We start from the raw sequence: 22,492 nt of genomic DNA on the forward strand, positions 1-22,492 counted from the left end.
TTTTTTGTAACGCCAGCGGCAGGTGTTAGCGTCTGTCAAGGTAGGTTTCTGCTTCGTGATATTCTAAAATTTCGACTGTGTCACCCGTACTTATCCTTCCTTTGTTTAGTGCAATCATATTGACTCCGAATGTCACGCCTTCTTTCCCTAATAGACGAAATTTCCCCAACGTTTTTAATGGTTCACCTTTGCCAATTCTTTCAGCGGTCTTTGGGTTCAGCGTTGTAAATATGCAGCGCACACAAGGCTTCACATTTTCAAATTCAACCTCACCAATTTTTATGCGCTTCCAGCGATCTTCTTCAAATGCTTGATTACCCTCTATGACCAAATTGGGTCTGAATTGTGCCATTTCTATGGTTCGAGTAGCCGTTTTGTTTAGATCATCTAAAGAGGCTTGGGTGGTCAAAAGGAACGGGTAGCCATCAGCAAAAGCAACGGGCGTTTCTGGTCTGCGGCTTGTGTAACGTTGTGAAGTGGTGCCAAAATAGATCAATTTAACGGGCTCTGCCGCTATCTCGCTCAGCCAAGTATCTATGTCATTTTGTGTTCTTTGGCCTTGTAGCACATCGTCCCAAACTTGAACGGACAGGAACTCTGCTGGAAATGTATCTGCATGCAATACCACCTTGTTTGCCATTTTCGGGTGAGAAAGCAGCCATTGATTGTTGCCAAGGGAGCGCGCGGTGATGAGGGTGATATTGGGATGTTCTCGCCCACTGATGAATTGATTGTTTTGGTTAACCAGCATATAGCGACGATCACCAAGTAGACCAGAAAAATCCACTTCGCTGCTTTGTAATGAAATCCCTTGTATGGATTTAATGGGATAGATTGTCAGTTCACTTAGAGAATAAGGCATGAAAGTTCCTTTTATTGGCAAGCGCTCATTATTACTTAGGTTAAGGCGTGTGCCAATAAAAAAGCCCCGGAAGTGTCACTCCGAGGCTTGTGTTGATATTGATGAGTTATCTATATCAAAGGTAGTAAGACGCCAATGGAGGGAAGCCATTGAATTCAACCGCACTGTATGTTGTGGTGTAAGCGCCAGTTGATAACCAGTACATACGATCCCCAATAGCCAAGTTCAATGGAAGGCCATATTTGTAGTTTTCATACATAATATCTGCACTGTCACATGTTGGTCCCGCAATAATAACTTCTTCTAATTCACCGCCTTTATCCACGTGAATAGGGTACTTAATCGATTCATCTAGTGTTTCGATTAGACCAGAGAATTTACCAACATCAGTGAACACCCAGCGGTTTAAAGCCGTGTGTGATTTACGAGAAATCAAAACCACTTCACTGACAAGAACGCCCGCATTTGAAATAAGTGAACGACCAGGTTCTAGAATGATGCGTGGTAAATCTGATCCGAAGTCTTCTTCTAAGAAACGGGTAATTTCTTCAGCGTATGTTGCAAGGTCGTTTGTACGAGCAATGTAGTTAGCTGGAAAGCCGCCACCCATGTTAATCATTTCGAGAACGATTCCGTCTTCTTCTTTCAGACGTTCAAATATAACCTTAACGCTCGCAATGGCCGCATCCCATGCGCCGATATCGCGCTGTTGAGAGCCAACGTGGAAAGAGATTCCGTAAGGAACTAATCCAAGCTCTTTTGCAAGAACAAGTAAATCCATTGCCATGTCTGGGCGGCAGCCAAATTTGCGAGAAAGTGGCCAATCAGCAGTGACCGTACCTTCGGTCAAAATACGAACGTAAACGCGAGATCCTGGGGCTGCTTTTGCTATATTGCGCAAATCCGCCTCAGAGTCTGTTGCAAACATACGAACGCCTTTCTCATAGAAATAACGCACATCTTTGGCTTTTTTGATGGTGTTGCCATAACTCACTTGATCTGGAGAAATGCCGCCAATAGAAAACAGTTTGTCCAGTTCGTAACGGGAGGCGACATCAAAGTTTGAGCCGCGGTCGCGAAGCAATGACAAAATTTCTGGTGCAGGGTTTGCTTTGATAGCATAAAAAATGTCAGCGACAGGAAAGCCTTTAGTCAGCTCTGTGTACGCTTCATCAATAATCGCCGTGTCGATGACGACAAAAGGGGTTTCTTTTGTTTCTGCAAAGGCTTTAAAGCGTGCGAAACGTTCTGGTGTGTAAAAAGAATTGACGTCAATAGTCATGGGCGAGAAGCTCCTTAATTATGCAAAACATAAACCGATTAAATAAGTAAACGCCTTTACCTTATCACGTCCTACTTATGGCTGTTACTTATCCGGCTCGATGGCCTTAAGCGACTAGCGCAGCAGTTGAAGCGGTGCGGATTATGTTCAGCAATGACGCGGGCGAAATTTAAGGCGCATGGCCCTTTGGGTCAAGTATTTTTTCATATTTTGGGGTAAAAAAAAGAGACCACAAAAGTCTCCTTTTTCTTTAGGTTTTTTTTGCGTTACTTTTGCGTAACACGCATTTGAATAAAGTGTATTCCACTACCAATAACGAGGGCGGCAATAAAATACATTCCTTCGCTTGGGTTGTTCACCAAAGCAGTTAAGCCTGGTCCCGGACAATACCCACTCAGCCCCCACCCAATACCGAAGAGTGAAGAGCCGATCAATAACTTGGCATCAATGTGCTTCAGGCTTGGTACTTGCCATTCTTTGGCTATCCAAGGCTTTACTTTCTTGTTTTTGATCGCGTAACCAAGCATGCCGACAGCAATGGCACTGGCCATTACAATGATGAGTGATGGGTTCCAGTCACCAAAAATATTAAGGAAGCCAATCACAACCGCTGGGTTTGTCATTTCAGAAAAAGCGAGGCCGAGGCCAAACAATAAGCCAGAAATAAAGGTAATAGCTGCAAACATCTCTTTCTCCTAATTCAAAATTGAAACGGTGATAATCGCCGCCGCCATAAAGGTTAAAGTGGCCACAATAGAGCGAGGGGATAAGCGCGATATACCGCAAACACCATGACCACTTGTGCATCCTCCTCCAAGGCGTGTACCGTATCCAACAAGCAGGCCAGAGAGTATTAGTAGCCAAGGGCTTCTGGTTTCTGGAAACGCGACGGTCTGTTCTGTTAACGTGCCATATGCCGAGCCGCCGATGATCAAGCCTGCAATGAACAAAAATGGCAATAGCCGACCTTTGTTAAACAACAATTGCGACAAAATGCCGCTGATGCCAATGACTTTTCCCGTGCTCAAAAGGTAGATCGTTGCGGTTAGGCCGATGAGCAAACCGCCAATTAAAGGGTTAAAAAGTGATTCCATGTGTGTGTCCTCATGATGATATGAAGGTATTCTAATGTATATTTATAAGTAAAGTCTAATATATGTTTTAAGTCCTATTCATTTTTAAATAATTACACGCTCTTTGTGCATTGGATGGCTGATATCCTCGGTGAGGCGAGGTATCCTTAAGGTTAAAAGGAGATCAGAATGAGTGATTTATGGCTAGGAGCTTCCATTCAGCAGGCAAGATGCATTTTTTTAATGCCGAATAAGCCGATTTTCCCAAGCTCAGAATCCGAGCCGGTGTCTGTGGCTCGTTTGATTGAGCTAAATGGAAATCATTGGCGCAAGATTTTTACAATAATGGCGAAACTGGTGGCGACAGATCTGCTTTCTTGGAAGTCTGTTCGCGATGACTGTTTATTGGATTGGGTCGGTATTGCTTTTTCTGTGGATCAAATTCATGACTGTGAGCAAACTGTTTTTATTGTTGGTAAAACATTTGAAGCGGATTTGCCTATAAAAAAACAGGCGGTGAAAGTGGGGCATAAACAGATTGCTTACGTCTCCTATCCTTATGTTTGGTGCCCATACCTAGATTACCGTCAATTTCCCAACAGCCTGATTAGTGAACTTCGGGCGTGTATATTGGAGTCGAAATGTTAAATACCTTAAAGCGTTTGTTTAGTGTGCCGGTTGAGAGCGGTGAAACCATATCTTATCAAAAGGCCATTGCCGCTTTGTTGATGGAAGTAATGCTTGCTGACCATGAGATTGATCCTAAAGAAGAGATAAAAGTGAAAGAGTACTTGCGATCCTTGAGCGGACTGGATGAAGGTATTGATGAGCTTTATCTGGATGCTCGTTCTGGTGTGGATCAGGCTAATGACCTTTATCAATTTACAAAAGTGATTAATGACGTAGCGTCAATTGAGCAAAAATTCCTGTTGTTAAAGGGGTTGTGGCACGTTGCTTTAGCGGATGGCGATATTGATTCGTACGAAGATCATCGTATTAGGCGAATCAGCGAATTACTTCTTATGCCTCACTCTGAATTTATTCAGGCAAAAATAGCGGTTCAAAAAGAGCTGACTAACAATGCATAAAAAAATGCGGCTCAAGGGCCGCATTTTTTATAGCTGCAATGTCGTATTAAGCTGCGAAGTTTGCTGCTGCAAATTCCCAGTTAGCCAACGCCCAAAAACCTTTTAGGTAATCAGGACGTACATTGCGGTAATCAATGTAATAAGCATGCTCCCAAAGATCGACAGTGATGATCGCTGTTTGACCATTTGTCATTGGAGTGGCTGCATTGCTAGTGTTAACGATCTCTAGAGAACCGTCTGCGTTTTTCACCAACCATGTCCAGCTAGAACCAAAGTTGTTTACCGCTTTGTCATCAAAGGCGGCTTGAAATTCTGCGAAAGAACCCCATTTCGCATTGATAGCATCCGCTAGCGCGCCAGTTGGCTCGCCACCGCCATTAGGGCTTAGGCTGTTCCAGAAAAATGTGTGGTTCCAAATTTGAGCTGCATTGTTGAAAACAGGACCCGCTGGTGCAGAGGTGATGATCTCTTCAAGCGTTTTATTTTCGTATTCAGATCCAGGAACCAAACCGTTCAATTTTACAACATAAGTGTTGTGATGCTTACCGTGGTGGTATTCAAGCGTCTCAACAGACATGTGAGGCTCTAGTGCATCTTTAGCATAAGGAAGAGCGGGTAATTCAAAAGCCATTTTCAATTCTCCTTGCTTTTAATTAACGAAAAATGCTTGTTATCAAGCAGTTAATGGTGCTTATATAGTAGCACCGAACAGCTTAAGATAATATTATTTAGGTTTGTTCTAGAATGAATTTTCATAATTTCTGTTAATAACGACTATATAAGATTTCCATGCGAAGAGACGATGATGTTGAGATCCCAAGCCTGACTCTGGATCAAGATGAAGTCAGCGAAAGAAGACCCAGTGCAGTCACACCTAAAGGGCATTCTAATCCTTCTCCAACTAGACCTGTACATGCTCCTAATGTTGTGCATAAAAAGACCAGTCTTGTTGGGATTTATATTTTGCTTATTCTTTTACTGCTCGCGTCATCTGGGGCGGGTTATTGGCTGTGGCAGCAAAATATGCAGTTACGTAATGAGCTTTATGGCGCTAAGAGTGAGATTCAAAACTTAGACCATCAATTACTTGCCGCAGATGTATCCGCAAATAAGCAAGGGGAAACGCTCGAAGAAACGCTGAATAAACACGACAGTGAAATTCGTAAGTTGTGGGGCGTCGCTTATGATACGAATAGAAAGTCTATTTCAAGTAATGAAGCGGCCATTGATGATTTGCAAAAAAGATTAGCAACATTAAGAGAAACTGTCTCTACACAATCTAAGCGTATTGCGATTCAAGCAGACGCCTTTAGTGATGTAGAAGCTGGCTACAACAAGTTAGTCCCTGCTGTTGCAACAATTGACAGCGTGGTCAAGGCGGTTTCAGCATCACAAGAAGGCCAGAGTCAGAAAATAGTGGCTGCTGAGAAACGTATTGCTGCTCAAGCTGGGCAAAACGAAGCGCAAGCAATCAGTTTAGAGCAAATTTTGCAAAATCTATCCGCACTACAGCAAAAGGTGTCGGCAGTAGAGAAGCAGGCAACATCAGCAAGCTCAGCCGACCTGTCATCGTTAAAAGACACTCTGACGAAGCACCAAGAAGCCATCGACTCTAGCGATACTTTTAGAGTACAAGTCAATGCAGAGATCATTCGTTTGCGTAAGCAGATTAACCAGCTCATGCTTGAACAGCAACTGGGTAGTGAATAAGTAGACAGCAATAAAAAAAGCCGATTGTGAAGTGACCCCATAAAGTTGGACTCATTTCTAAGCAGCTAGCAAGGCCTGATTTCGATATTCAATCGGACTCAGGCCTTTTAGTTTCTGTTTAATTCGCTCGTTGTTATAGTAATCGATGTATTCTTTGATTTTCTCAATAAGATCATCGGCATTTCTAAACACGTTATTGTGGAACATTTCTGTCTTCAGTATGCCGAAAAAGCTCTCTGCAACGGCATTATCCAAACAGTTTCCTTTGCGTGACATACTTTGTATTAATCCCTTTTCTCTAAGCTGGTTTTGATACTGTCGATTCTGATATTGCCAACCTTGATCTGAGTGAACAATGGGCTTCTCATGCGATTTTAATTTATCTGTCGCGCTCTTCAACATATCTGTGACTAAGGAGAGCTTCACCGATTGACGTACTTCATAGCTCACTACTTCTCGGTTAAAAAGATCAATAATAGGAGACAGGTAAACCTTCTTGTCTCCCACTTTAAATTCAGTGACATCCGTTACCCATTTCTGGTTAGGCCTATTTGCCACAAATTCTCTATTAACGAGATTTGGAGCTATTCTTCCTACATGCCCTTTATAAGATCTATATCGCTTCGGTCGAACTTTTGATTTGAGCCCTAGTTCATTCATAAGGCGTTGAACTCGCTTATGGTTAATAAGAGTACCTGCTGAACGTAATGCCAGTGTGATTCTACGGTATCCATATCGACCTTTGTGTTGATGGTAAATATCTTGTATTTGCGCCTTTAGCCCTGCATCAGACCCAACAACAGCTAGCATCTTACGATGATAGTAGTAAACGCTTCTAGGTAACCCTGTCGCTTTAAGCAAACAAGATAAGTTAAATTCTGCCTTGAGCTCATTGACCACTAGAGTCTTTTCTTTGCTTTTTTCTTTTTGGCTTGAGCCAAGGCTTCTAACTTTTTTAAAACGGCATTCTCAGCACGTAAATACTCTAATTCTTCTCTCAGTTCTTTTTCGGTCATTTGTTCTGAGGGAGTTGGAGTAGTCGAAGAATGATTCATGTTAGATTTGCCTTTTTTTCGTGAAGTAAGTCGTAGAGTACCTTCACGAGAATAAAGGGATCGCCATTGAAATAAAATACCTGGAGAAGATAAATCAAAGTACGCACAGCAGTAAGCAAGAGACCATTTATTTGCTTGCATGGACTTCACTGCGTTTAACTTGAAGTGAGATGAATAAGGATGGCCTTCATGACGAAAACTTTCAACGCCATGTATTTGAAAAACTAATGACCAGTAACGGATTTGTCCTGATGACACTCCGAATTTACGACCGAGTTCTCTTGAACTTTCATGTTGAGCAAGTTTGGCTAATTTTAACTTAAACGCTCTGTGGTATTTAGACATAAAAAGACCCCCAGTAATTGGATAGTCCAACTATTGGGGGTCACTTCATTGATCGGCTTTTTTTATGTCCAGCGTTTCTGCAGCGACTCAAAAGTCTTATATAGGTTTTATTAATAAGGCTTTTTTAATATGCATATTCCACTAAAATCTACTTAAGATTGTTTTTATAACTTTAAGGCATGTTATAGTTTGGAAAATGCTGAATCCTGATATATAGAGATGGGAAATTATGACAGAGGCAAGACTAACTCACCTAAAACAGCTAGAAGCCGAAAGTATTCATATTATTCGTGAAGTGGCCGCTGAATTTGACAATCCTGTAATGCTTTATTCCATTGGTAAAGACTCTGCGGTTATGCTGCATCTTGCCATGAAAGCATTTTACCCTGGTAAACCGCCGTTTCCTCTCATGCACGTGGACACGGGCTGGAAGTTCAAAGAAATGATCAAGTTCCGCGACGAAATGGTTGCAAAACTTGGCTTAGAACTGATAGTCCACCAAAACCAAGAAGGCATCGAGCAGGGTATTGGTCCTTTCACACACGGCAGCTCTAAGCATACTGATGTGATGAAAACTCAAGGGCTTAAACAAGCTTTAGACAAATACGGATTTGACGCCGCATTTGGTGGTGCGCGCCGTGATGAAGAAAAATCTCGTGCAAAAGAACGTGTCTACTCTTTCCGTGATAAGCAGCATCGCTGGGATCCAAAAAATCAGCGTCCTGAATTGTGGAATATCTATAATGGCAAAGTAAACAAGGGGGAAAGTATCCGTGTTTTCCCATTGTCTAATTGGACTGAGTTGGATATTTGGCAATACATTTATTTAGAAAGTATTCCAATTGTTCCTCTTTATTTTTCTGCTAAGCGTCCAGTTGTAGAGCGTGATGGAACATTAATCATGGTTGATGACGATCGCATGCCGTTGAACGGCGAAGTGCCTGAAATGAAATCTGTTCGCTTCCGTACTCTTGGGTGCTATCCATTGACAGGTGCGGTTGAGTCGGAAGCTGCTTCCTTGCCTGAGATTATTCAAGAAATGTTACTGACAAGAAGTTCAGAACGGCAAGGGCGCATGATTGACCATGATTCATCAGGGTCAATGGAAGAGAAGAAGAAACAAGGCTATTTCTAAGTTTGGAGTAAAGAAAGAATGTCTCACCAGTCAGAATTGATCAGCCAAGACATACTTGGCTACCTAAAGCAACACGAAGAAAAAGACTTATTGCGCCTTCTTACTTGCGGTAACGTCGACGACGGTAAAAGTACTCTAATTGGTCGTCTGCTTCACGATTCGAAACTTATTTATGAAGATCACCTTGATGCGGTTAAACGTGACAGTAAAAAGTCTGGCACACAAGGTGAAGAAGTTGACTTAGCATTGTTAGTTGATGGCTTGCAAGCTGAGCGCGAGCAGGGCATTACAATAGATGTTGCTTACCGTTACTTTTCTACAGAAAAGCGTAAATTCATCATTGCAGACACACCTGGGCATGAGCAATACACGCGCAACATGGCGACCGGTGCATCCACTTGTGACCTTGCAATTATTTTGATCGATGCGCGTTATGGTGTACAAACACAAACACGTCGTCATAGCTATATTGCTTCGTTGTTAGGCATTAAGCATGTCGTGGTTGCTATTAATAAAATGGATTTGGTAGCGTTTTCTGAAGACAAATTCAACCAAATTAAAGACGACTATTTAACGTTCGTTGACCAGCTTGGTGATCGCAAGCCTGCGGATATTCATTTTGTGCCTATGTCTGCCCTTCGTGGTGACAACGTCGTGAATGCTTCCGAAAGTACGCCGTGGTATAAAGGTGGTCCATTGATGTCAATTTTGGAAACGGTACAAATTAATCGTGATGTAAAGCGCGATTCTTTCCGTTTTCCTGTCCAGTATGTGAACAGACCCAATCTTGATTTTCGCGGTTTCTCAGGGACTATCGCTGCTGGTGCGGTTAAGCCAGGCGATAAAGTGGTGGCTTTGCCTTCCGGTAAGACGTCAGCGGTAGAGCGAATTGTCACATTTGATGGTGACCTTGAAACAGCTAAAGCTGGACAAGCTGTTACTATTACGCTTGAAGATGAGATTGATATTAGCCGTGGCGATATGCTTTCTCATATTGGACAAGAGCCATTGATTGCTGCGACTTTGCGCTCCTCGATTGTATGGATGGCTGACCAACCATTGGTTCCTGGTAAGCTATATGATTTTAAAATTGGGACGCAAACGGTTCCGGGTAAAGTTCATCACTTCAATCACCGTGTTGATGTCAATACTCTTGAAGAGAGTAACATTGACGAATTGGAATTAAACGGCATTGGTGATGCTGTTATTCAGCTGGATGCGCCTGTTGCATTTGATGAATACACGGATAGCCGCTTTACTGGTGCGCTGATCATTATTGACCGATTAACCAACGTAACAGTTGGCGCTGGCATGGTTGAGGAAGCGGTTGCTGAACTTGATCAAGATGCTGTTGTGAGTGCAGAAGATCGTGCCGCTCGACTTGGTCAAAAACCAGCTGTCATTGCTTTAGAGCAAAGCGTGCTGGCGCAAAGTGCTGCGCTTGAAAGATTGTTGCTTCGTCAAGGCGTGGTTGCGTTAGTGAAGGTCGATTCAACAGCGGCTGAGGCTGCCTTGGTTCGCCAAACTGGCGTCGCATTTTTGATCGGTGATGCAAACATTGCTGATTCACACATCGCTGAAACGACACTGGAAAGCGTGGTGGAACTCATTGTGGAAAGCATACAGCTTTAATGCTGTATTAGTGTAAAAAAACCAGTTTCATTTTGAAGCTGGTTTTTTGTTTTTATCGCCCTTATTAGAGTGAAAGTTCTGTATCCTCTCGTTTCACTTCTTTGTGCTGATCTTCGTTAATGCCTAATTTCCAATAGCTTGAGATGTAAAAGTTATCTTTCTCTAGTTTAACGTCGTTTTTGAAAAAGTTTCTCAGTGTTTTCATCGCGCTGAACTCGCAAGCAACCCAGGCAGACACACTTCCAGGTAACCATGCGAGTGATTTTACCTCATCCAAAAGCGCGTGGCTGTTCTCTCCTGGGTGTGGATTAACCACCCATTTTAGTTCGATCCCTGAAGGGTGTTTTAAAGGCTGGATATCCTCCTTTGATGTGACTTCAATTACGGCATACCCTTTTGCATGTGTCGGTAACTTTTCAAGGTTAACGCTTATTGCAGGCAAGGCTGTCATGTCTCCGACCAATATATGCCAATCCGTTGATTCTTCGATCAATTTTTTTGGACCTGGTCCTCCGACTAGAATAATGTCATCGGCTTTAGCTTGTTTTGCCCAAGAAGACGCTGGACCTGCGTCATCATGAAGAACAAAGTCGATATCAATTTCGTCGGCTCTTTGGTGTCTAATTGTATAGGTGCGAAACAGCGGTTTTTGTCCTTCTTTGGGGAAGATTAATTTAACGTAGCCGCTTTCCTGATCTTCAGGGATGGTTTGTATATTCTCGCCACCTAATGTAATTCGTAACATATTAGGTGTGATGTTTTGCTTGCGAATGACAACGAGTTCTCGTGGTTGTGGTCTGCTCATTTTGGAATCCTTAATTTTATTTATTACTAATGCCAGAGGGTGATAGATTGCTTACCATCGTCTCTGCAATGCGAATAAAGTCTTCAATCTGTTGTTGTGATAGGTTTTGAGTCATGTTTTGTACTGCGGCTTGATCCAAAGCGATTAAGTCATTTAATAGTTCGTTGCCAGTTTGGGTTAGCGTCAGAAGTTGGGTTCTGTGATTGCATGGGCTTCTTTTTTTGTCCACATAACCTTCATTTACTAATTCTTTTAATGTTCTGGTGACTTGCGATTTATCCAGTGACAGTTTGTTCGCAATGTCTTTTGCGCTGCAATTATGAATTTTACTGATGCATTTAAGGGTGCGAATGTGACTAACAGGAATAGAAATGCCTGCAGCAACTGCAGATTCGCGCAGCTGGTTGCGATAGCTGTGCATTAGGGTGTGCAATGAGTCTCCGAAAAGAGTGTTCATATTGTGAACCAATTTAATATATTTATGAGAATGGTTATCAATATACAATTCCTAAGTTGATATTGTCAACTTAGGAATTGTGCAAATATGACGTCTAAAAAAAGTATTGGTCGTGGCTTTTATTAGAAAAGAGACGGGTTAAAATGGCGTCTTCAGACAAGGTTAGCTTAACTATGGATAAAACCAAGGCGCATGACGCCATCACATTAGCGCTTTTACAACGCTTTGAAACAGCAAAGTGGGCGGCTAAACAAGCCCATGACGCGGCAATAAACGAGGAAAGTGTTGCGGAGAACAAGTACGACACTTTTGGTCTGGAAGCGTCTTATTTAGCCCATGGGCAATCTCAAAGGGTTCTTGAGTGTCAAACGGATTGGCAGCTTTTTGAAAAGAAACAAGCGGTTCTGTACGGTGACGGCCTTGTTGGTTTGTGGTGCTTGGTGACGCTTAGTAGGGTGGGCGACAGCGAAAGCGAAAAATATTATTTTATCTCGCCCTGCGCTGGCGGGCTGTCATTAGAGGTTGATGATAAGTCGCTTTATCTTGTTACCCTATCCAGTCCTGTCGGGAAATTGTTAACGGGCAAATCCGTAGGTGACAGTGTCGACCTATTACAAGGTGGTGTAAAGTTGCCCTATGAAATCATTAATATTGAGTGATTGCGCACTACTGAGTGAGACAAATTTAGGCCAGCCTCTAGAGAGTCGCTCTTTGTTCGCATATAATGCTTTGCCTTAAAATATTCGTTTCTTCTATTTGGTGTTTAAAAACACATAAACATTAGCAACTAAATGGAAAACACCCTAAGAACACATCAATCTCTTACTGAGAAAGTAATAGGAAAGAAATTATGCGCAGCCATTATTGCGGCGAGTTAAATGCTTCTAACATTTCACAAGAAATTACCTTATGCGGTTGGGTTCATCGTCGTCGAGATCACGGTGGCGTTATTTTCTTAGACGTTCGTGATCGCGAAGGTATTACCCAGGTTGTTTTCGACCCAGATCGTGCAGAAAGTTTTGCGCTTGCAGATAGTGTTCGTAATGAGTTTGTCGTTAAGTTGAAAGGTTTGGTTCGTGCTCGTCCTGAAGGTACGGTTAATCCAAACATGCATACAGGTGAAATCGAGGTCTTGGGTACAGAGCTTGAGATCTTAAACGCAGCTAAAACGCCACCGTTTCAGCTTGATGAGCACCAATCCGTAGGTGAAGACGTTCGCTTGAAAAACCGCTTCATCGATTTACGTCGCCCTGAAATTCAGCAGAAAATGCGTTTTCGCTCAAAAGTAACCTCGGTTTTACGTCGTTACCTTGATGATAACGGCTTTTTGGATATAGAAACACCTATTCTTACTCGTGCAACCCCTGAAGGTGCTCGTGATTACTTGGTGCCAAGCCGCACACAGCAAGGTAGCTTTTTTGCGTTACCACAGTCACCACAACTATTTAAACAATTGCTGATGGTGTCGGGCTTTGACCGTTATTACCAAATCGCAAAATGTTTCCGTGACGAAGATTTGCGTGCAGACCGTCAGCCAGAATTTACTCAAGTGGACATCGAAACGTCTTTCATGAGCGAACAAGAAATCATGGCCATGACAGAAGACATGATTGTCGGTTTGTTTAAAGAGCTTATGAGTATTGACTTGGGCACTTTCCCTCGTATGCCGTATTCAGAAGCCATGGAAACCTATGGTAGTGATAAACCAGACTTACGTATTCCGTTAACTATTGTGACGGTGTCTGACTTGATGGCTGATGTTGACTTTAAGGTGTTTTCTGGCCCTGCAACAGATCCAAAAGGCCGTGTTGCCGCTCTTAAGGTGCCTGGTGGTAATGCTCTTACCCGTAAGCAGATTGATGACTATACCAAGTTTGTCAGCATTTATGGTGCAAAAGGATTGGCTTATATTAAGGTGAATGACAAATCTAACCTTGAAGAAGGATTGCAATCACCGATTGTTAAGTTCTTGCCTGTTGAGGTTCGAGCAGCATTGCTTGAGCGTTTAGAGGCAGAAGACGGTGATCTGATTTTCTTTGGTGCTGACTCTGCCAAAGTGGTAAATGAGGCGCTTGGTGCACTTCGTTGCAAATTAGGTGAAGATTTAGATCTTTACACTTGTAAGTGGGCACCATTGTGGGTAGTAGATTTCCCAATGTTTGAAGAAACGTCAGATGGCGGCATCACTGCTATTCACCATCCGTTTACTGCGCCGTCTTGTTCACCTGAAGACTTAAAAGCTGACCCATTAAATGCCTTGTCGCAAGCATATGACATGGTTCTTAATGGTACAGAGTTGGGTGGCGGTTCTATCCGTATTCACCAATCTTCGATGCAAGAGACGGTTTTTGAATTGCTTAATATCAGTAAAGAAGAGCAAGAAGAGAAATTTGGCTTCTTATTGGACGCTTTGAAATTCGGAGCGCCGCCACATGGTGGTTTGGCGTTCGGTCTTGATCGTCTAGTGATGTTAATGACGGGTTCTAGCTCCATTCGTGACGTTATCGCTTTCCCTAAAACGCAGAGCGCTACTTGTTTATTGACTCAAGCGCCTGGTGAAGTGAGCGAGAAGCAATTGAAAGAATTGAGTATTCGTGTCCGCAAGCCAGTAGTTGAATCTTAATGTTTCACTTTAACTTATTTTAAAACAGTAAGTTATGCTACTGAATTGAAAGAAATACGTAAAAGGCCGCTAATCAGCGGCCTTTTTTATACTTTGCCATTGCATACTGATTAAAGGGCTGTTGAAATATACAGTAACTTGATAAAGGCGCGTAAATAGGTATGGCCACAACGAGAATTCTAGCAATCGACCCAGGTTCCAGAATTACTGGATTTGGTATTGTTGATATTATCAATGGCAAGACAAGCTACGTGGGCAGTGGTTGTATCAGGCTGCCTGACGAAGCCCTTTCAGTAAGGTTGAAGCATATTTTTAATAATGTATCTGCTTTGCTGGAAGAGTATCGTCCTGATGAGTTTGCTATTGAGGAAGTGTTTTTGGCTAAAAACGCCAATTCGGCATTAAAGCTTGGTCAAGCCAGAGGCGCGGCAATTGTGGCAGCGTCTTTACGGGAGCTGGTTGTGAATGAATATGCCGCAAGACGAGTAAAGCAATCTGTTGTTGGGAATGGCAACGCAGATAAAACGCAAGTGCAAATGATGGTTCAGCTATTGTTAAATTTAACCTCCAAACCCCAGGCTGATGCTGCTGACGCTCTGGCTATCGCATTATGTCACGCGAATACACGTACTTCTGGTGGCTTAGAGTACGGAGTCGGCAAGCGTGCAGGTCGAACGTCTAAGCGTTGGACAGAACAAGATGTAAGGAAAGCTTTGTGATCGGACGAATTGTCGGCACTTTGGTAGAAAAAACACCGCCTGAATTATTGGTTGATGTGAATGGGGTCGGTTATGAAATCAGCGCATCCATGACAACCATTTATGACCTGCCTCAATCAGGCGGGTTGGTGACATTATTTACACACCTAATCGTAAAAGAAGACTCGCATACGTTATTTGGTTTTGCTGATAAAAATGAACGAGCGCTATTTCGCATTTTGATAAAGGTAAACGGTATTGGACCTAAGATGGCGTTGGCTATTTTATCCAGTATGTCTTCCGATGAGCTTATTAGTAATGTCCAAGATTCAGATGTTACGGCTTTAACTCGCATTCCTGGCGTCGGCAAAAAGACCGCTGAAAGACTGATTATTGAGTTAAGAGATAAGTTAGGGCAAGCGGCAAAAAATGACCTTTTCTCAACTCCTGCGGTGCTGCGTCAGGTTCAAGCAGACCCAAGACAAGAAGCTGAAGCTGCCCTGATTTCTCTTGGTTACAAACCACAAGAGGCAGCTAAGGCAATTGCAGGTGTTCCTGTTGATGCGGCGAATAGTGAAGATGTTATCCGGGCAGCTCTAAAAGGAATGCTAAGGAAATAAATGATGATTGATCAAGATCGTATTATTTCAGCTGAGATTAAGGGCAGCGACAGGCAAGTAGATAGAGCAATACGCCCGCAAGCACTTGCAGAGTATATTGGTCAGCCAGTTGTTCGTGAGCAGATGGAAATCTTTATTCAGGCGGCTAGGCAGCGAGCCGAACCGCTCGATCATACGTTGATATTTGGTCCTCCGGGATTAGGCAAAACGACGCTCGCCCATATCATTGGTAATGAAATGGGGGCTGATGTTAAAACAACGTCTGGCCCTGTGCTTGAAAGAGCAGGGGATTTAGCAGCGTTACTGACTAATTTAAATGAAGGGGATATTTTATTTATCGATGAAATTCATCGGCTTAGCCCCGCCATTGAAGAAGTTCTTTATCCTGCAATGGAAGACTATCAGCTTGATATCATGATTGGTGAAGGACCTGCAGCAAGATCAATCAAAATTGAACTCCCCCCCTTTACGCTTGTCGGAGCAACAACGCGAGCAGGATTGTTAACGTCGCCATTACGCGACCGGTTTGGCATAGTTCAGCGTTTAGAGTTTTATGATGTGGAGTCGTTAACAACAATTGTGGCTAGGTCAGCCGGTAAAATGGGCATGCAGTTGGACTCGTCTGGCTCGTTTGAAGTTGCGAGGCGTTCAAGAGGAACACCTCGCATAGCAAACAGGCTATTGCGTCGAGTTAGGGACGTCGCCCAGGTTGAGGGTGTGGAACTTGTTGGTCAAAAAGTTGCCCAAAGGGCACTCGATATGTTAAGTGTAGACAGTCAGGGGTTTGATCACTTAGATAGACGTATGTTGTTGACCATGATAGAAAAGTTTGACGGTAGACCTGTTGGGCTAGACAGCGTATCAGCTGCTTTAGGGGAAGACAAAGACACAATAGAAGATGTCATAGAGCCATTTTTAATCCAGCAAGGTTTTATTATAAGAACCCCGAGAGGGCGTCAGGTAACAAAACGAGCTTATGAACATTTTAATTATCAATTACCTTCAGATTTCAAATAGAGGTTAACAATGTCAATTTGGGGACTTATCGCCAGTGCTAGTTTGGTAGTTCAACTTGTAATGTTGATTCTATTAGCGGCTTCCATTTTTTCATGGATTGTTATTTTCCAGAGAATAAGAGTATTAAAGGCGGCTAAAAAAACACGCACCGCATTTGAAGAAAATTTTTGGTCTGGTATCGATCTCAGTCAGTTATACAGAAAACTGACTCAAGAAGGCCGAAAGGTGGAAGGAATGGAAAATATTTTCACATCAGGCATCAAAGAATTCACTCGACTAAGGCAGAATCAAAATGTTGACCCTGATGCCATTATGGAAGGGGTGCAGCGCGCTATGCGTGTGGCACTTTATCGTGAAGAAGAAAAATTAGATCAACATTTACCTTTTTTAGCCACGGTCGGCTCAACAAGTCCATACATTGGTTTGTTCGGGACAGTTTGGGGCATTATGCATTCCTTTATTGGGCTTGCAGAAGTTCAGCAAGCCACATTGGCAACCGTTGCGCCTGGTATTGCAGAAGCACTTATTGCGACCGCGATTGGTTTGGCGGCGGCAATTCCAGCGGTTATTGCGTACAACCGCTTTTCCTCAGCGGCGGAATCATTAGGCTCAAGTTATGAAAACTTCGCTGATGAATTTACTAGCATACTTCACAGAAAAGTACATGTTAGAGAGGGAGGCGCTGTATAGTGGCTCGCTCAAGAAGAAATAAACGTCGTCCCATGGCAGAAATAAATGTTGTACCTTACATAGATGTTATGTTGGTGCTGCTTGTTATATTTATGATCACAGCCCCCATGCTTACTCAAGGGGTGGATGTTGAACTGCCGAATGCGAATGCTGCTCCTATCCAAGATAGCGAAAATGAAGTGCTAATTGCATCAGTGGATTCGAAAGGTAAATTTTATTTGGATGTAGGTGGTAAGCAAGAATCTATAACCTTATCGCAGTTACAAGACAGAGTTCGCAAAGTCTTGAGCCAAAATCCAAAAATGTCTGTGCTGGTGAGAGGCGATAAAAACGTTCCTTATGGTGACGTTATTGGCTTGATGGTTGCATTGCAGGGGGCTGGTGCGCCAAATGTTGGTCTTGTAACAGAGCCGGATAGAAAGTAATGAAGTGGCTACGTAATGATAATTATAGTATCCCAATTGTTCTCGCGGTTTCATTGCACCTTGTCATTCTTGTTGCAGGTGTTGTTGTGATTGATCTTAATGGTGAAGAGCAAAAGACACCCAAAAGGCCGCCAATTGTTAATGCCACTGTCATTGATATTTCTCAAACAATAATTGGCAAGCGAGAAGCGGAAGAAAAAGTCGCTAGGCAACAAGCAGCGTCATTGGCCGCACAAAAGAAAAAGGAAGCAGAGCAAAAAAGACAAAAAGAAGTGGAGCGAAAAGCGCTGGAAGAAAAGCAAAAGCAATTAGCAAAAGCCAAAAAAATAGCGCAAGAAAAAGAAGACGCACAGAAGAAAGCGGCTGAAAAAGAGAGGCTGAAAGAACAACAACAGTTAGCTAAACAAGCAGAAAGCAAGCGCTTAGCAAAAGAAGCGGAGCAAAAGCGTGTTGAAGAATTACGGTTAAATGAAAAGCAACGTAAAGAAGAAGCGTTAGCTCAGAATGCGGAAGCTGAACGTAAGGCAGAAGAAGAGCGTAAACGTGAAGAGGAAGCCGCGCGACTTGCCGCTGAACAGAAAAAGGCAGAAGAAGCCGCAGCTGCGCTAGCGGCCGCTGAGGAAGAACGAAAGCAGGCGGCGGAAGAGGCTCAAATGGTGCAATCCATTAGTGGCTTAATTAATGATAGAGTGACTGCTAATTGGACACGACCCCCAAGCGCTCGAAATGGAATGAAAACCTATCTGAGAATTTATTTCTTACCAAATGGTGAGGTCAGAAATGTTGATGTCACTAAGTCAAGTGGCGATGGGCTGTTCGACCAAAAAGCCGTTGATGCGGTGTATAAAGTGAGAAAAATAGACGAGTTGTCACAGGTAGACTCCTACGTATTTGAGCGTAATTTTCGCCAAGTGGATTTGATTTTTAACCCGCAAGATTTGAGAAATTAATGATGTTTAAAAAGTGCTTAAGTGCTGTTTTCTTATGTTTGTTTTATATTAACTCAGCCTATGCTCAGTTGGTGATTGAGATAACCAGTGGTGCTGATCAGTTGCTTCCTATTGCGGTAGTACCATTTGGGTACTCAGGTGTGGATGCACTGCCTGAGGATGTTGCAAAAATTGTAGAAGATGACTTAACGCGCAGTGGCTTGTTTCAAGCCATTCCCCGATCGAATATGTTAAGTTTGCCTTCAAAAGAAGAAGATGTGTTCTATCGTGACTGGCGTGTACTGAAAAGTGACTATGTCATCATAGGTAACATACAAAAACTCCCCAATAATCAGTTCCGAATAGGCTTTGAATTATTGAATGTACTGAGTCAAAAGTCAGTTCAAAAACACAGCTCTATAGATGTTGGTGCGAGAAACTTTAGGGACGCTGCCCATTACATTAGTGATAAAGTTTACGAATTGTTGACGGGAACAAAAGGAGCTTTTAGTACTAGAATATTATATGTTACTGCAGAGGGTGACAGAAAAGCCCCTTTGTTTAAGTTGCAGGTTGCTGATGCTGATGGCCATCGACCACAAGTTGTTGTTGAGTCTAAAGAGCCTATTCTTTCTCCATCATGGAGTATGGATGGTCGAAAAATTGCGTATGTAATGTTTAGAAATCGACGACCGAATATTTTTATTCAAGAATTGGCAACCGGCAAGCGTCAGCAGATCGCCCAGTTTAGAGGGTTGAACGGTGCTCCAGCATGGTCTCCTGATGGTAAGAAATTGGCCCTGGTTTTGTCTAAAGATAACAATCCAGAAATATACACTCTTGATATAGCTACACAAAAACTTGAGCGTATGACCAATCATTATGCCATTGACACAGAGCCAAGCTGGGAACCGGATGGAAAAGGAATAGTATTTACATCAGATCGTGGCGGTAACCCGCAAATATATCGACTTGATGTTAATAGTAAGCGAGTAGAAAGAGTAACTTTTGAAGGTGAATTAAACACAAGAGCAAGAATGACCCCTGATGGTCGTTATCTTGTCACCGTTCAGAAGGACGACGGTAATTATCATATTGCATTACAAGATATGAAAACTGGCCGTGTACAAATTCTTACAGAGACTTACTTAGATGAATCGCCAAGCATTGCGCCAAATGGTAGCATGGTGATGTATGCCACAACCTATCAAGGAAAGGGTATCTTAGCCGTAGTATCCGTTGATGGACTTGTAAAATATAAGCTACCATCAGCTGATGGAGATGTACGAGAGCCATCTTGGTCCCCGTATTTCAAATAAAGACATTGAGGAGTGAATAATGAGTGTAAACAAACTAGGTAAGTTTGCTGTAATTGGATTATCTGCCGCTTGGATTGCAGGTTGTAGCACAACAGCAACAGATACTGATACTTCAACGGTTGCAGAAGATGCGAGCTCTACTGAGCAAGCGGCTGCGACAAATGATACTACTGGATCTTCTGATCAAGCATTTGGTGCGGGTGAAGAGGGTGCTTTAACTAGTGTTATCGTTGAAGAAACACCAGCTGCTCAAGATACAGGTATGGATTCTTTGGCAGGTGTTGAAACTGTATTTTATTTTGATTTCGACAAATCAATTGTTCGCCCAGAATCTCGTGAAGCGCTAGCTAAGCATGCGGAATATCTTGTGTCTCACCCAGACGCTCGTATCGTATTGGAAGGTCATGCTGATGAGCGCGGAACTCGTGAATACAACATGGCTCTTGGTGAGCGTCGTGCAAAAGCCATTAGTCGTTACTTGACTATTCAAGGTGTTGCTGCTTCACAAATCGAAACAGTGAGCTTTGGTGAAGAAGTGCCTGTCGCTTTCGGTCACGATAGTGATGCTTGGCAATTAAACCGTCGAGTTGAAGTGCGTTACGAATAATGATTGATACAAACATCAAGATTCGCTCTTTGGCATTGGCGCTGTGTTTCACAGCGCCAATTGCTTTGGCCGAAACTCAGCAAGCAGGCGCAGGATTATCGCCAGGGGCTGCTGCTGAGCTGCTTTTTCAACTGGAAACATTGCAGCAAGAAGTTCAAAGCCTTCGAGGTCAACTGGAAGAGCAAGGGCATGAATTGAGGCTGATGAAAGAAAGTCAGCGTGATCGCTATATTGATCTTGATAAGCGAATTTCTTTGTTGATGTCAGCATCCGTTAGCGAAACAAAACGAAACGTTACTTTTTCACAAGCGGAATCTTCACCTCAGACTGTTGTACCAGCCACTGTTGATAAAACGACGCGTCCAGTAAGTGCGCTAGCAACATCACCTTTGGCGCCTGTAACGCTACCACCACCTTCGGAAAAGTCTCAACAATCGTATGACGATGCGTACAATCTTATTCGTCAAAGAAAGTTTGATGAGGCAGAGATTGCATTCACGCAGTTTGTCACTACTTATCCGAGCAATTCTTTAACTGGAAATGGTTATTACTGGTTAGGGGAAGTAAAGCTGGTTCAAGGTAAGTCTAATGAGGCGTTAGGTGCATTCTCAACCGTGATCCAGAAATTTCCGGGACACAGCAAAGAGCAGGACTCTTTGTACAAACTGGGAACCGTAAGTGATCAAATGGGCGATAGTGCAAAAGCGAAGACTTATTTACAGGATGTTATCCGTCGTTTTCCAGATAGCAAAGCTGCCAAACTAGCGTCAGGGTATTTAAGCAAAATTAAATAGCTTGCATTCCTCAGCGGGCTCTGTATTATACGCAACCCGTTGGGTCGTTAGCTCAGTTGGTAGAGCAGTTGACTTTTAATCAATTGGTCACTGGTTCGAATCCAGTACGACCCACCAACTTCTTTATTCCTTTTTTATGTTTTTGGGTCGTTAGCTCAGTTGGTAGAGCAGTTGACTTTTAATCAATTGGTCACTGGTTCGAATCCAGTACGACCCACCAAAAACACTCATCCTGCTCCCAGTTTTCTTAAGGGGTAATAATATGTCCGAACTTTTTGATAAAGCAGCACTTCGCGATACTGTCCAAAAATATCTCTCTGAAGCCGAAGAAAGCCTAAAAGTAAGGTCAGCTGATGATGACCAAATCCGCACCGAAATAAAAGCATTGCTCAAAGAAAAAAATGCGGTTTTAGTTGCTCATTATTACACTGAAGACGCCATTCAAGAGCTTGCTGAAGAGACGGGCGGCATTATTGCTGATTCGTTAGAAATGGCTAGATTTGGCGCCAATCATCCGGCGAAAACGCTGGTTGTCGCCGGTGTTAAGTTTATGGGTGAAACAGCAAAAATCCTAAGCCCTGAAAAAACAATTCTTATGCCAACCCTTGAGGCAACGTGCTCGCTTGATATTGGGTGTCCAATTGAAGAGTTTTCTGCATTTTGTGATCAATACCCCGATCGAAAAGTGGTTGTGTATGCTAATACCTCTGCTGCAGTTAAAGCTCGTGCTGACTGGGTGGTGACATCAAGCATTGCTTTGGATGTTGTCGAGCATCTTGTCGAGCAAGGTGAAAAAATCATTTGGGCGCCTGACCAGCACCTTGGCGGATATATACAGCGCGAAACGGGTGCTGATATGATTCTCTGGGATGGAGCGTGCATCGTCCATGAAGAATTCAAAGCAAAAGGTATTTTGGACCTAAAGGCAATTTATCCCGATGCCGCTGTGCTGGTTCATCCTGAGTCACCAGAATCTGTTGTTGATGTTGCCGATGTGGTTGGGTCAACTTCCCAGCTTTTAAAAGCGTCTCAAACAATGACGAACGATACCTTTATTGTTGCGACGGATAGAGGCATCTTTTACAAAATGAAGCAGGCATCACCTGAAAAGCGTTTTGTTGAAGCGCCTACAGCAGGATCTGGAGCTACTTGTAGAAGTTGTGCGCATTGCCCATGGATGGCGTTAAATAGCTTGGAAATGTTGCGTAATTCCCTCAGAGATGGATCGGGACAAATCGATGTGCCTGAAGACACAAGGGTGAAAGCGCTGATTCCTTTGCAGCGAATGTTGGATTTTCAGGTTAAATAGTCAAAAGGTTAAAATGG

General features: G+C 43.0%; 26 protein-coding genes and 2 tRNA genes. 19 read left to right on the plus strand and 9 right to left on the minus strand.

The window, feature by feature from the left end:
- Positions 1–25: 25 nt before the first annotated feature.
- The 4 genes from AABA11_RS07750 to AABA11_RS07765 all read right to left on the minus strand — a co-directional run bounded on the left by AABA11_RS07750 (position 26) and on the right by AABA11_RS07765 (position 3,238).
- Entirely contained in the window at positions 26–862 is an 837-nt protein-coding gene (locus AABA11_RS07750) for an MOSC domain-containing protein (RefSeq protein WP_338266785.1), read from the minus strand.
- 115 nt (positions 863–977) lie between these two features.
- Positions 978–2,144, minus strand: coding sequence for a type III PLP-dependent enzyme (locus AABA11_RS07755; RefSeq protein WP_338266787.1), 1,167 nt, complete (start codon positions 2,142–2,144; stop codon positions 978–980).
- Positions 2,145–2,410: 266 nt separating this feature from the next.
- On the minus strand, positions 2,411–2,830 hold the full coding sequence (locus tag AABA11_RS07760) for a DUF6691 family protein (RefSeq protein ID WP_265727847.1): 420 nt from the start codon (positions 2,828–2,830) through the stop codon (positions 2,411–2,413).
- A 9-nt stretch (positions 2,831–2,839) separates the two neighbouring features.
- On the minus strand, positions 2,840–3,238 hold the full coding sequence (locus AABA11_RS07765) for a YeeE/YedE family protein (protein WP_265727848.1): 399 nt from the start codon (positions 3,236–3,238) through the stop codon (positions 2,840–2,842).
- 168 nt (positions 3,239–3,406) lie between these two features.
- Here AABA11_RS07765 and AABA11_RS07770 point away from each other — a divergent pair, with 168 nt between their 5' ends.
- Both AABA11_RS07770 and AABA11_RS07775 read left to right on the plus strand, forming a co-directional pair.
- Entirely contained in the window at positions 3,407–3,865 is a 459-nt protein-coding gene (locus AABA11_RS07770) for a DUF6942 family protein (RefSeq protein ID WP_338266792.1), read from the plus strand.
- On the plus strand, positions 3,859–4,305 hold the full coding sequence (locus AABA11_RS07775; RefSeq protein WP_338266794.1) for a tellurite resistance TerB family protein: 447 nt from the start codon (positions 3,859–3,861) through the stop codon (positions 4,303–4,305). The genes AABA11_RS07770 and AABA11_RS07775 overlap by 7 nt, the downstream gene beginning before the upstream one ends.
- A 46-nt stretch (positions 4,306–4,351) precedes the next feature.
- Here AABA11_RS07775 and AABA11_RS07780 read toward each other — a convergent pair whose 3' ends face one another.
- Positions 4,352–4,936: a superoxide dismutase gene (locus AABA11_RS07780; RefSeq protein ID WP_265727851.1), complete on the minus strand. Its 585-nt coding sequence runs from the start codon at positions 4,934–4,936 to the stop codon at positions 4,352–4,354.
- 158 nt (positions 4,937–5,094) lie between these two features.
- Between AABA11_RS07780 and AABA11_RS07785 the strand changes: the two genes are divergently transcribed.
- Positions 5,095–6,015 (plus strand): hypothetical protein, encoded by a 921-nt coding sequence (locus AABA11_RS07785; protein ID WP_338266797.1) that lies wholly within the window; start codon positions 5,095–5,097, stop codon positions 6,013–6,015.
- 57 nt (positions 6,016–6,072) lie between these two features.
- On the opposite strand, the gene AABA11_RS07790 is transcribed toward AABA11_RS07785, so the two are convergent.
- Both AABA11_RS07790 and AABA11_RS07795 read right to left on the minus strand, forming a co-directional pair.
- Positions 6,073–6,915: an IS3 family transposase gene (locus AABA11_RS07790; RefSeq protein WP_338266799.1), complete on the minus strand. Its 843-nt coding sequence runs from the start codon at positions 6,913–6,915 to the stop codon at positions 6,073–6,075.
- The gene (locus AABA11_RS07795; RefSeq protein ID WP_338266801.1) at positions 6,915–7,415 is read right to left on the minus strand and encodes a hypothetical protein; all 501 of its coding nucleotides are present in this window, start codon (positions 7,413–7,415) and stop codon (positions 6,915–6,917) included. The genes AABA11_RS07790 and AABA11_RS07795 overlap by 1 nt, the downstream gene beginning before the upstream one ends.
- A gap of 229 nt (positions 7,416–7,644) precedes the next feature.
- On the opposite strand from AABA11_RS07795, the gene cysD reads away from it, so the two are divergent.
- Positions 7,645–8,550, plus strand: coding sequence for a sulfate adenylyltransferase subunit CysD (gene cysD / locus AABA11_RS07800; RefSeq protein ID WP_265727854.1), 906 nt, complete (start codon positions 7,645–7,647; stop codon positions 8,548–8,550).
- Between the two features lie 18 nt (positions 8,551–8,568).
- A complete protein-coding gene (cysN, locus tag AABA11_RS07805) occupies positions 8,569–10,182 on the plus strand; it encodes a sulfate adenylyltransferase subunit CysN (protein WP_265727855.1) in 1,614 nt (537 codons plus the stop codon).
- A 64-nt stretch (positions 10,183–10,246) separates the two neighbouring features.
- Here the strand turns inward: cysN and AABA11_RS07810 are convergent, their stop codons facing one another.
- Together AABA11_RS07810 and AABA11_RS07815 are read right to left on the minus strand one after the other, a co-directional pair.
- The gene (locus AABA11_RS07810; protein ID WP_338266806.1) at positions 10,247–10,987 is read right to left on the minus strand and encodes a siderophore-interacting protein; all 741 of its coding nucleotides are present in this window, start codon (positions 10,985–10,987) and stop codon (positions 10,247–10,249) included.
- A 16-nt stretch (positions 10,988–11,003) separates the two neighbouring features.
- A complete protein-coding gene (locus AABA11_RS07815) occupies positions 11,004–11,444 on the minus strand; it encodes a MarR family winged helix-turn-helix transcriptional regulator (RefSeq protein ID WP_338266808.1) in 441 nt (146 codons plus the stop codon).
- Between the two features lie 143 nt (positions 11,445–11,587).
- Between AABA11_RS07815 and AABA11_RS07820 the strand changes: the two genes are divergently transcribed.
- The 14 genes from AABA11_RS07820 to nadA all read left to right on the plus strand — a co-directional run bounded on the left by AABA11_RS07820 (position 11,588) and on the right by nadA (position 22,475).
- The gene (locus tag AABA11_RS07820) at positions 11,588–12,103 is read left to right on the plus strand and encodes a transcription elongation factor GreAB (RefSeq protein ID WP_338266810.1); all 516 of its coding nucleotides are present in this window, start codon (positions 11,588–11,590) and stop codon (positions 12,101–12,103) included.
- A gap of 191 nt (positions 12,104–12,294) precedes the next feature.
- Positions 12,295–14,067, plus strand: a complete 1,773-nt coding sequence (gene aspS / locus AABA11_RS07825) for an aspartate--tRNA ligase (RefSeq protein ID WP_338266812.1) — start codon at positions 12,295–12,297, stop codon at positions 14,065–14,067.
- Positions 14,068–14,228: 161 nt separating this feature from the next.
- A complete protein-coding gene (gene ruvC / locus AABA11_RS07830; RefSeq protein ID WP_265727860.1) occupies positions 14,229–14,786 on the plus strand; it encodes a crossover junction endodeoxyribonuclease RuvC in 558 nt (185 codons plus the stop codon).
- Positions 14,783–15,385, plus strand: a complete 603-nt coding sequence (ruvA, locus tag AABA11_RS07835) for a Holliday junction branch migration protein RuvA (RefSeq protein WP_338266814.1) — start codon at positions 14,783–14,785, stop codon at positions 15,383–15,385. Before ruvC ends, ruvA begins: the two co-directional genes overlap by 4 nt.
- A gap of 3 nt (positions 15,386–15,388) precedes the next feature.
- Complete coding sequence (gene ruvB, locus AABA11_RS07840) at positions 15,389–16,402, plus strand: Holliday junction branch migration DNA helicase RuvB (protein WP_338269642.1); 1,014 nt, start codon at positions 15,389–15,391, stop codon at positions 16,400–16,402.
- Positions 16,403–16,411: 9 nt separating this feature from the next.
- Positions 16,412–17,092 (plus strand): protein TolQ, encoded by a 681-nt coding sequence (tolQ, locus tag AABA11_RS07845; protein WP_265727862.1) that lies wholly within the window; start codon positions 16,412–16,414, stop codon positions 17,090–17,092.
- Positions 17,092–17,517 (plus strand): protein TolR, encoded by a 426-nt coding sequence (gene tolR / locus AABA11_RS07850; protein ID WP_338266817.1) that lies wholly within the window; start codon positions 17,092–17,094, stop codon positions 17,515–17,517. Before tolQ ends, tolR begins: the two co-directional genes overlap by 1 nt.
- Positions 17,517–18,467: a cell envelope integrity protein TolA gene (gene tolA / locus AABA11_RS07855; protein WP_338266819.1), complete on the plus strand. Its 951-nt coding sequence runs from the start codon at positions 17,517–17,519 to the stop codon at positions 18,465–18,467. Before tolR ends, tolA begins: the two co-directional genes overlap by 1 nt.
- On the plus strand, positions 18,467–19,765 hold the full coding sequence (tolB, locus tag AABA11_RS07860; RefSeq protein WP_409371073.1) for a Tol-Pal system beta propeller repeat protein TolB: 1,299 nt from the start codon (positions 18,467–18,469) through the stop codon (positions 19,763–19,765). Before tolA ends, tolB begins: the two co-directional genes overlap by 1 nt.
- A gap of 19 nt (positions 19,766–19,784) precedes the next feature.
- Positions 19,785–20,372, plus strand: coding sequence for a peptidoglycan-associated lipoprotein Pal (gene pal / locus AABA11_RS07865; RefSeq protein WP_265727864.1), 588 nt, complete (start codon positions 19,785–19,787; stop codon positions 20,370–20,372).
- A complete protein-coding gene (ybgF, locus tag AABA11_RS07870) occupies positions 20,372–21,166 on the plus strand; it encodes a tol-pal system protein YbgF (RefSeq protein ID WP_338266822.1) in 795 nt (264 codons plus the stop codon). The genes pal and ybgF overlap by 1 nt, the downstream gene beginning before the upstream one ends.
- A gap of 41 nt (positions 21,167–21,207) precedes the next feature.
- Positions 21,208–21,283, plus strand: a tRNA-Lys gene (locus tag AABA11_RS07875).
- A 27-nt stretch (positions 21,284–21,310) separates the two neighbouring features.
- Positions 21,311–21,386: transfer RNA gene (locus AABA11_RS07880), tRNA-Lys, on the plus strand.
- Positions 21,387–21,428: 42 nt separating this feature from the next.
- A complete protein-coding gene (gene nadA, locus AABA11_RS07885) occupies positions 21,429–22,475 on the plus strand; it encodes a quinolinate synthase NadA (protein WP_265727866.1) in 1,047 nt (348 codons plus the stop codon).
- Positions 22,476–22,492 lie beyond the last annotated feature (17 nt).

The sequence above is a fragment of the Marinomonas pontica genome (assembly GCF_036322735.1).
In the GTDB taxonomy this organism is placed as follows: domain Bacteria; phylum Pseudomonadota; class Gammaproteobacteria; order Pseudomonadales; family Marinomonadaceae; genus Marinomonas; species Marinomonas pontica.

What these genes read in the sequence shown, in the direction of transcription:
- cysN (WP_265727855.1), top strand. Translation starts at nt 8,569, where the DNA reads ATGTCTCACCAGTCAGAATTGATCAGCCAAGACATACTTGGCTACCTA.
- AABA11_RS07795 (WP_338266801.1), bottom strand. Translation starts at nt 7,415, where the DNA reads ATGTCTAAATACCACAGAGCGTTTAAGTTAAAATTAGCCAAACTTGCT.
- AABA11_RS07785 (WP_338266797.1), top strand. Translation starts at nt 5,095, where the DNA reads ATGCGAAGAGACGATGATGTTGAGATCCCAAGCCTGACTCTGGATCAA.
- AABA11_RS07780 (WP_265727851.1), bottom strand. Translation starts at nt 4,936, where the DNA reads ATGGCTTTTGAATTACCCGCTCTTCCTTATGCTAAAGATGCACTAGAG.
- ruvC (WP_265727860.1), top strand. Translation starts at nt 14,229, where the DNA reads ATGGCCACAACGAGAATTCTAGCAATCGACCCAGGTTCCAGAATTACT.
- AABA11_RS07820 (WP_338266810.1), top strand. Translation starts at nt 11,588, where the DNA reads ATGGCGTCTTCAGACAAGGTTAGCTTAACTATGGATAAAACCAAGGCG.
- AABA11_RS07765 (WP_265727848.1), bottom strand. Translation starts at nt 3,238, where the DNA reads ATGGAATCACTTTTTAACCCTTTAATTGGCGGTTTGCTCATCGGCCTA.
- AABA11_RS07810 (WP_338266806.1), bottom strand. Translation starts at nt 10,987, where the DNA reads ATGAGCAGACCACAACCACGAGAACTCGTTGTCATTCGCAAGCAAAAC.
- nadA (WP_265727866.1), top strand. Translation starts at nt 21,429, where the DNA reads ATGTCCGAACTTTTTGATAAAGCAGCACTTCGCGATACTGTCCAAAAA.
- cysD (WP_265727854.1), top strand. Translation starts at nt 7,645, where the DNA reads ATGACAGAGGCAAGACTAACTCACCTAAAACAGCTAGAAGCCGAAAGT.
- ruvB (WP_338269642.1), top strand. Translation starts at nt 15,389, where the DNA reads ATGATTGATCAAGATCGTATTATTTCAGCTGAGATTAAGGGCAGCGAC.
- tolQ (WP_265727862.1), top strand. Translation starts at nt 16,412, where the DNA reads ATGTCAATTTGGGGACTTATCGCCAGTGCTAGTTTGGTAGTTCAACTT.
- AABA11_RS07760 (WP_265727847.1), bottom strand. Translation starts at nt 2,830, where the DNA reads ATGTTTGCAGCTATTACCTTTATTTCTGGCTTATTGTTTGGCCTCGGC.
- AABA11_RS07755 (WP_338266787.1), bottom strand. Translation starts at nt 2,144, where the DNA reads ATGACTATTGACGTCAATTCTTTTTACACACCAGAACGTTTCGCACGC.
- AABA11_RS07750 (WP_338266785.1), bottom strand. Translation starts at nt 862, where the DNA reads ATGCCTTATTCTCTAAGTGAACTGACAATCTATCCCATTAAATCCATA.
- tolB (WP_409371073.1), top strand. Translation starts at nt 18,467, where the DNA reads ATGATGTTTAAAAAGTGCTTAAGTGCTGTTTTCTTATGTTTGTTTTAT.
- aspS (WP_338266812.1), top strand. Translation starts at nt 12,295, where the DNA reads ATGCGCAGCCATTATTGCGGCGAGTTAAATGCTTCTAACATTTCACAA.
- tolA (WP_338266819.1), top strand. Translation starts at nt 17,517, where the DNA reads ATGAAGTGGCTACGTAATGATAATTATAGTATCCCAATTGTTCTCGCG.
- pal (WP_265727864.1), top strand. Translation starts at nt 19,785, where the DNA reads ATGAGTGTAAACAAACTAGGTAAGTTTGCTGTAATTGGATTATCTGCC.
- ybgF (WP_338266822.1), top strand. Translation starts at nt 20,372, where the DNA reads ATGATTGATACAAACATCAAGATTCGCTCTTTGGCATTGGCGCTGTGT.
- AABA11_RS07775 (WP_338266794.1), top strand. Translation starts at nt 3,859, where the DNA reads ATGTTAAATACCTTAAAGCGTTTGTTTAGTGTGCCGGTTGAGAGCGGT.
- AABA11_RS07815 (WP_338266808.1), bottom strand. Translation starts at nt 11,444, where the DNA reads ATGAACACTCTTTTCGGAGACTCATTGCACACCCTAATGCACAGCTAT.
- AABA11_RS07770 (WP_338266792.1), top strand. Translation starts at nt 3,407, where the DNA reads ATGAGTGATTTATGGCTAGGAGCTTCCATTCAGCAGGCAAGATGCATT.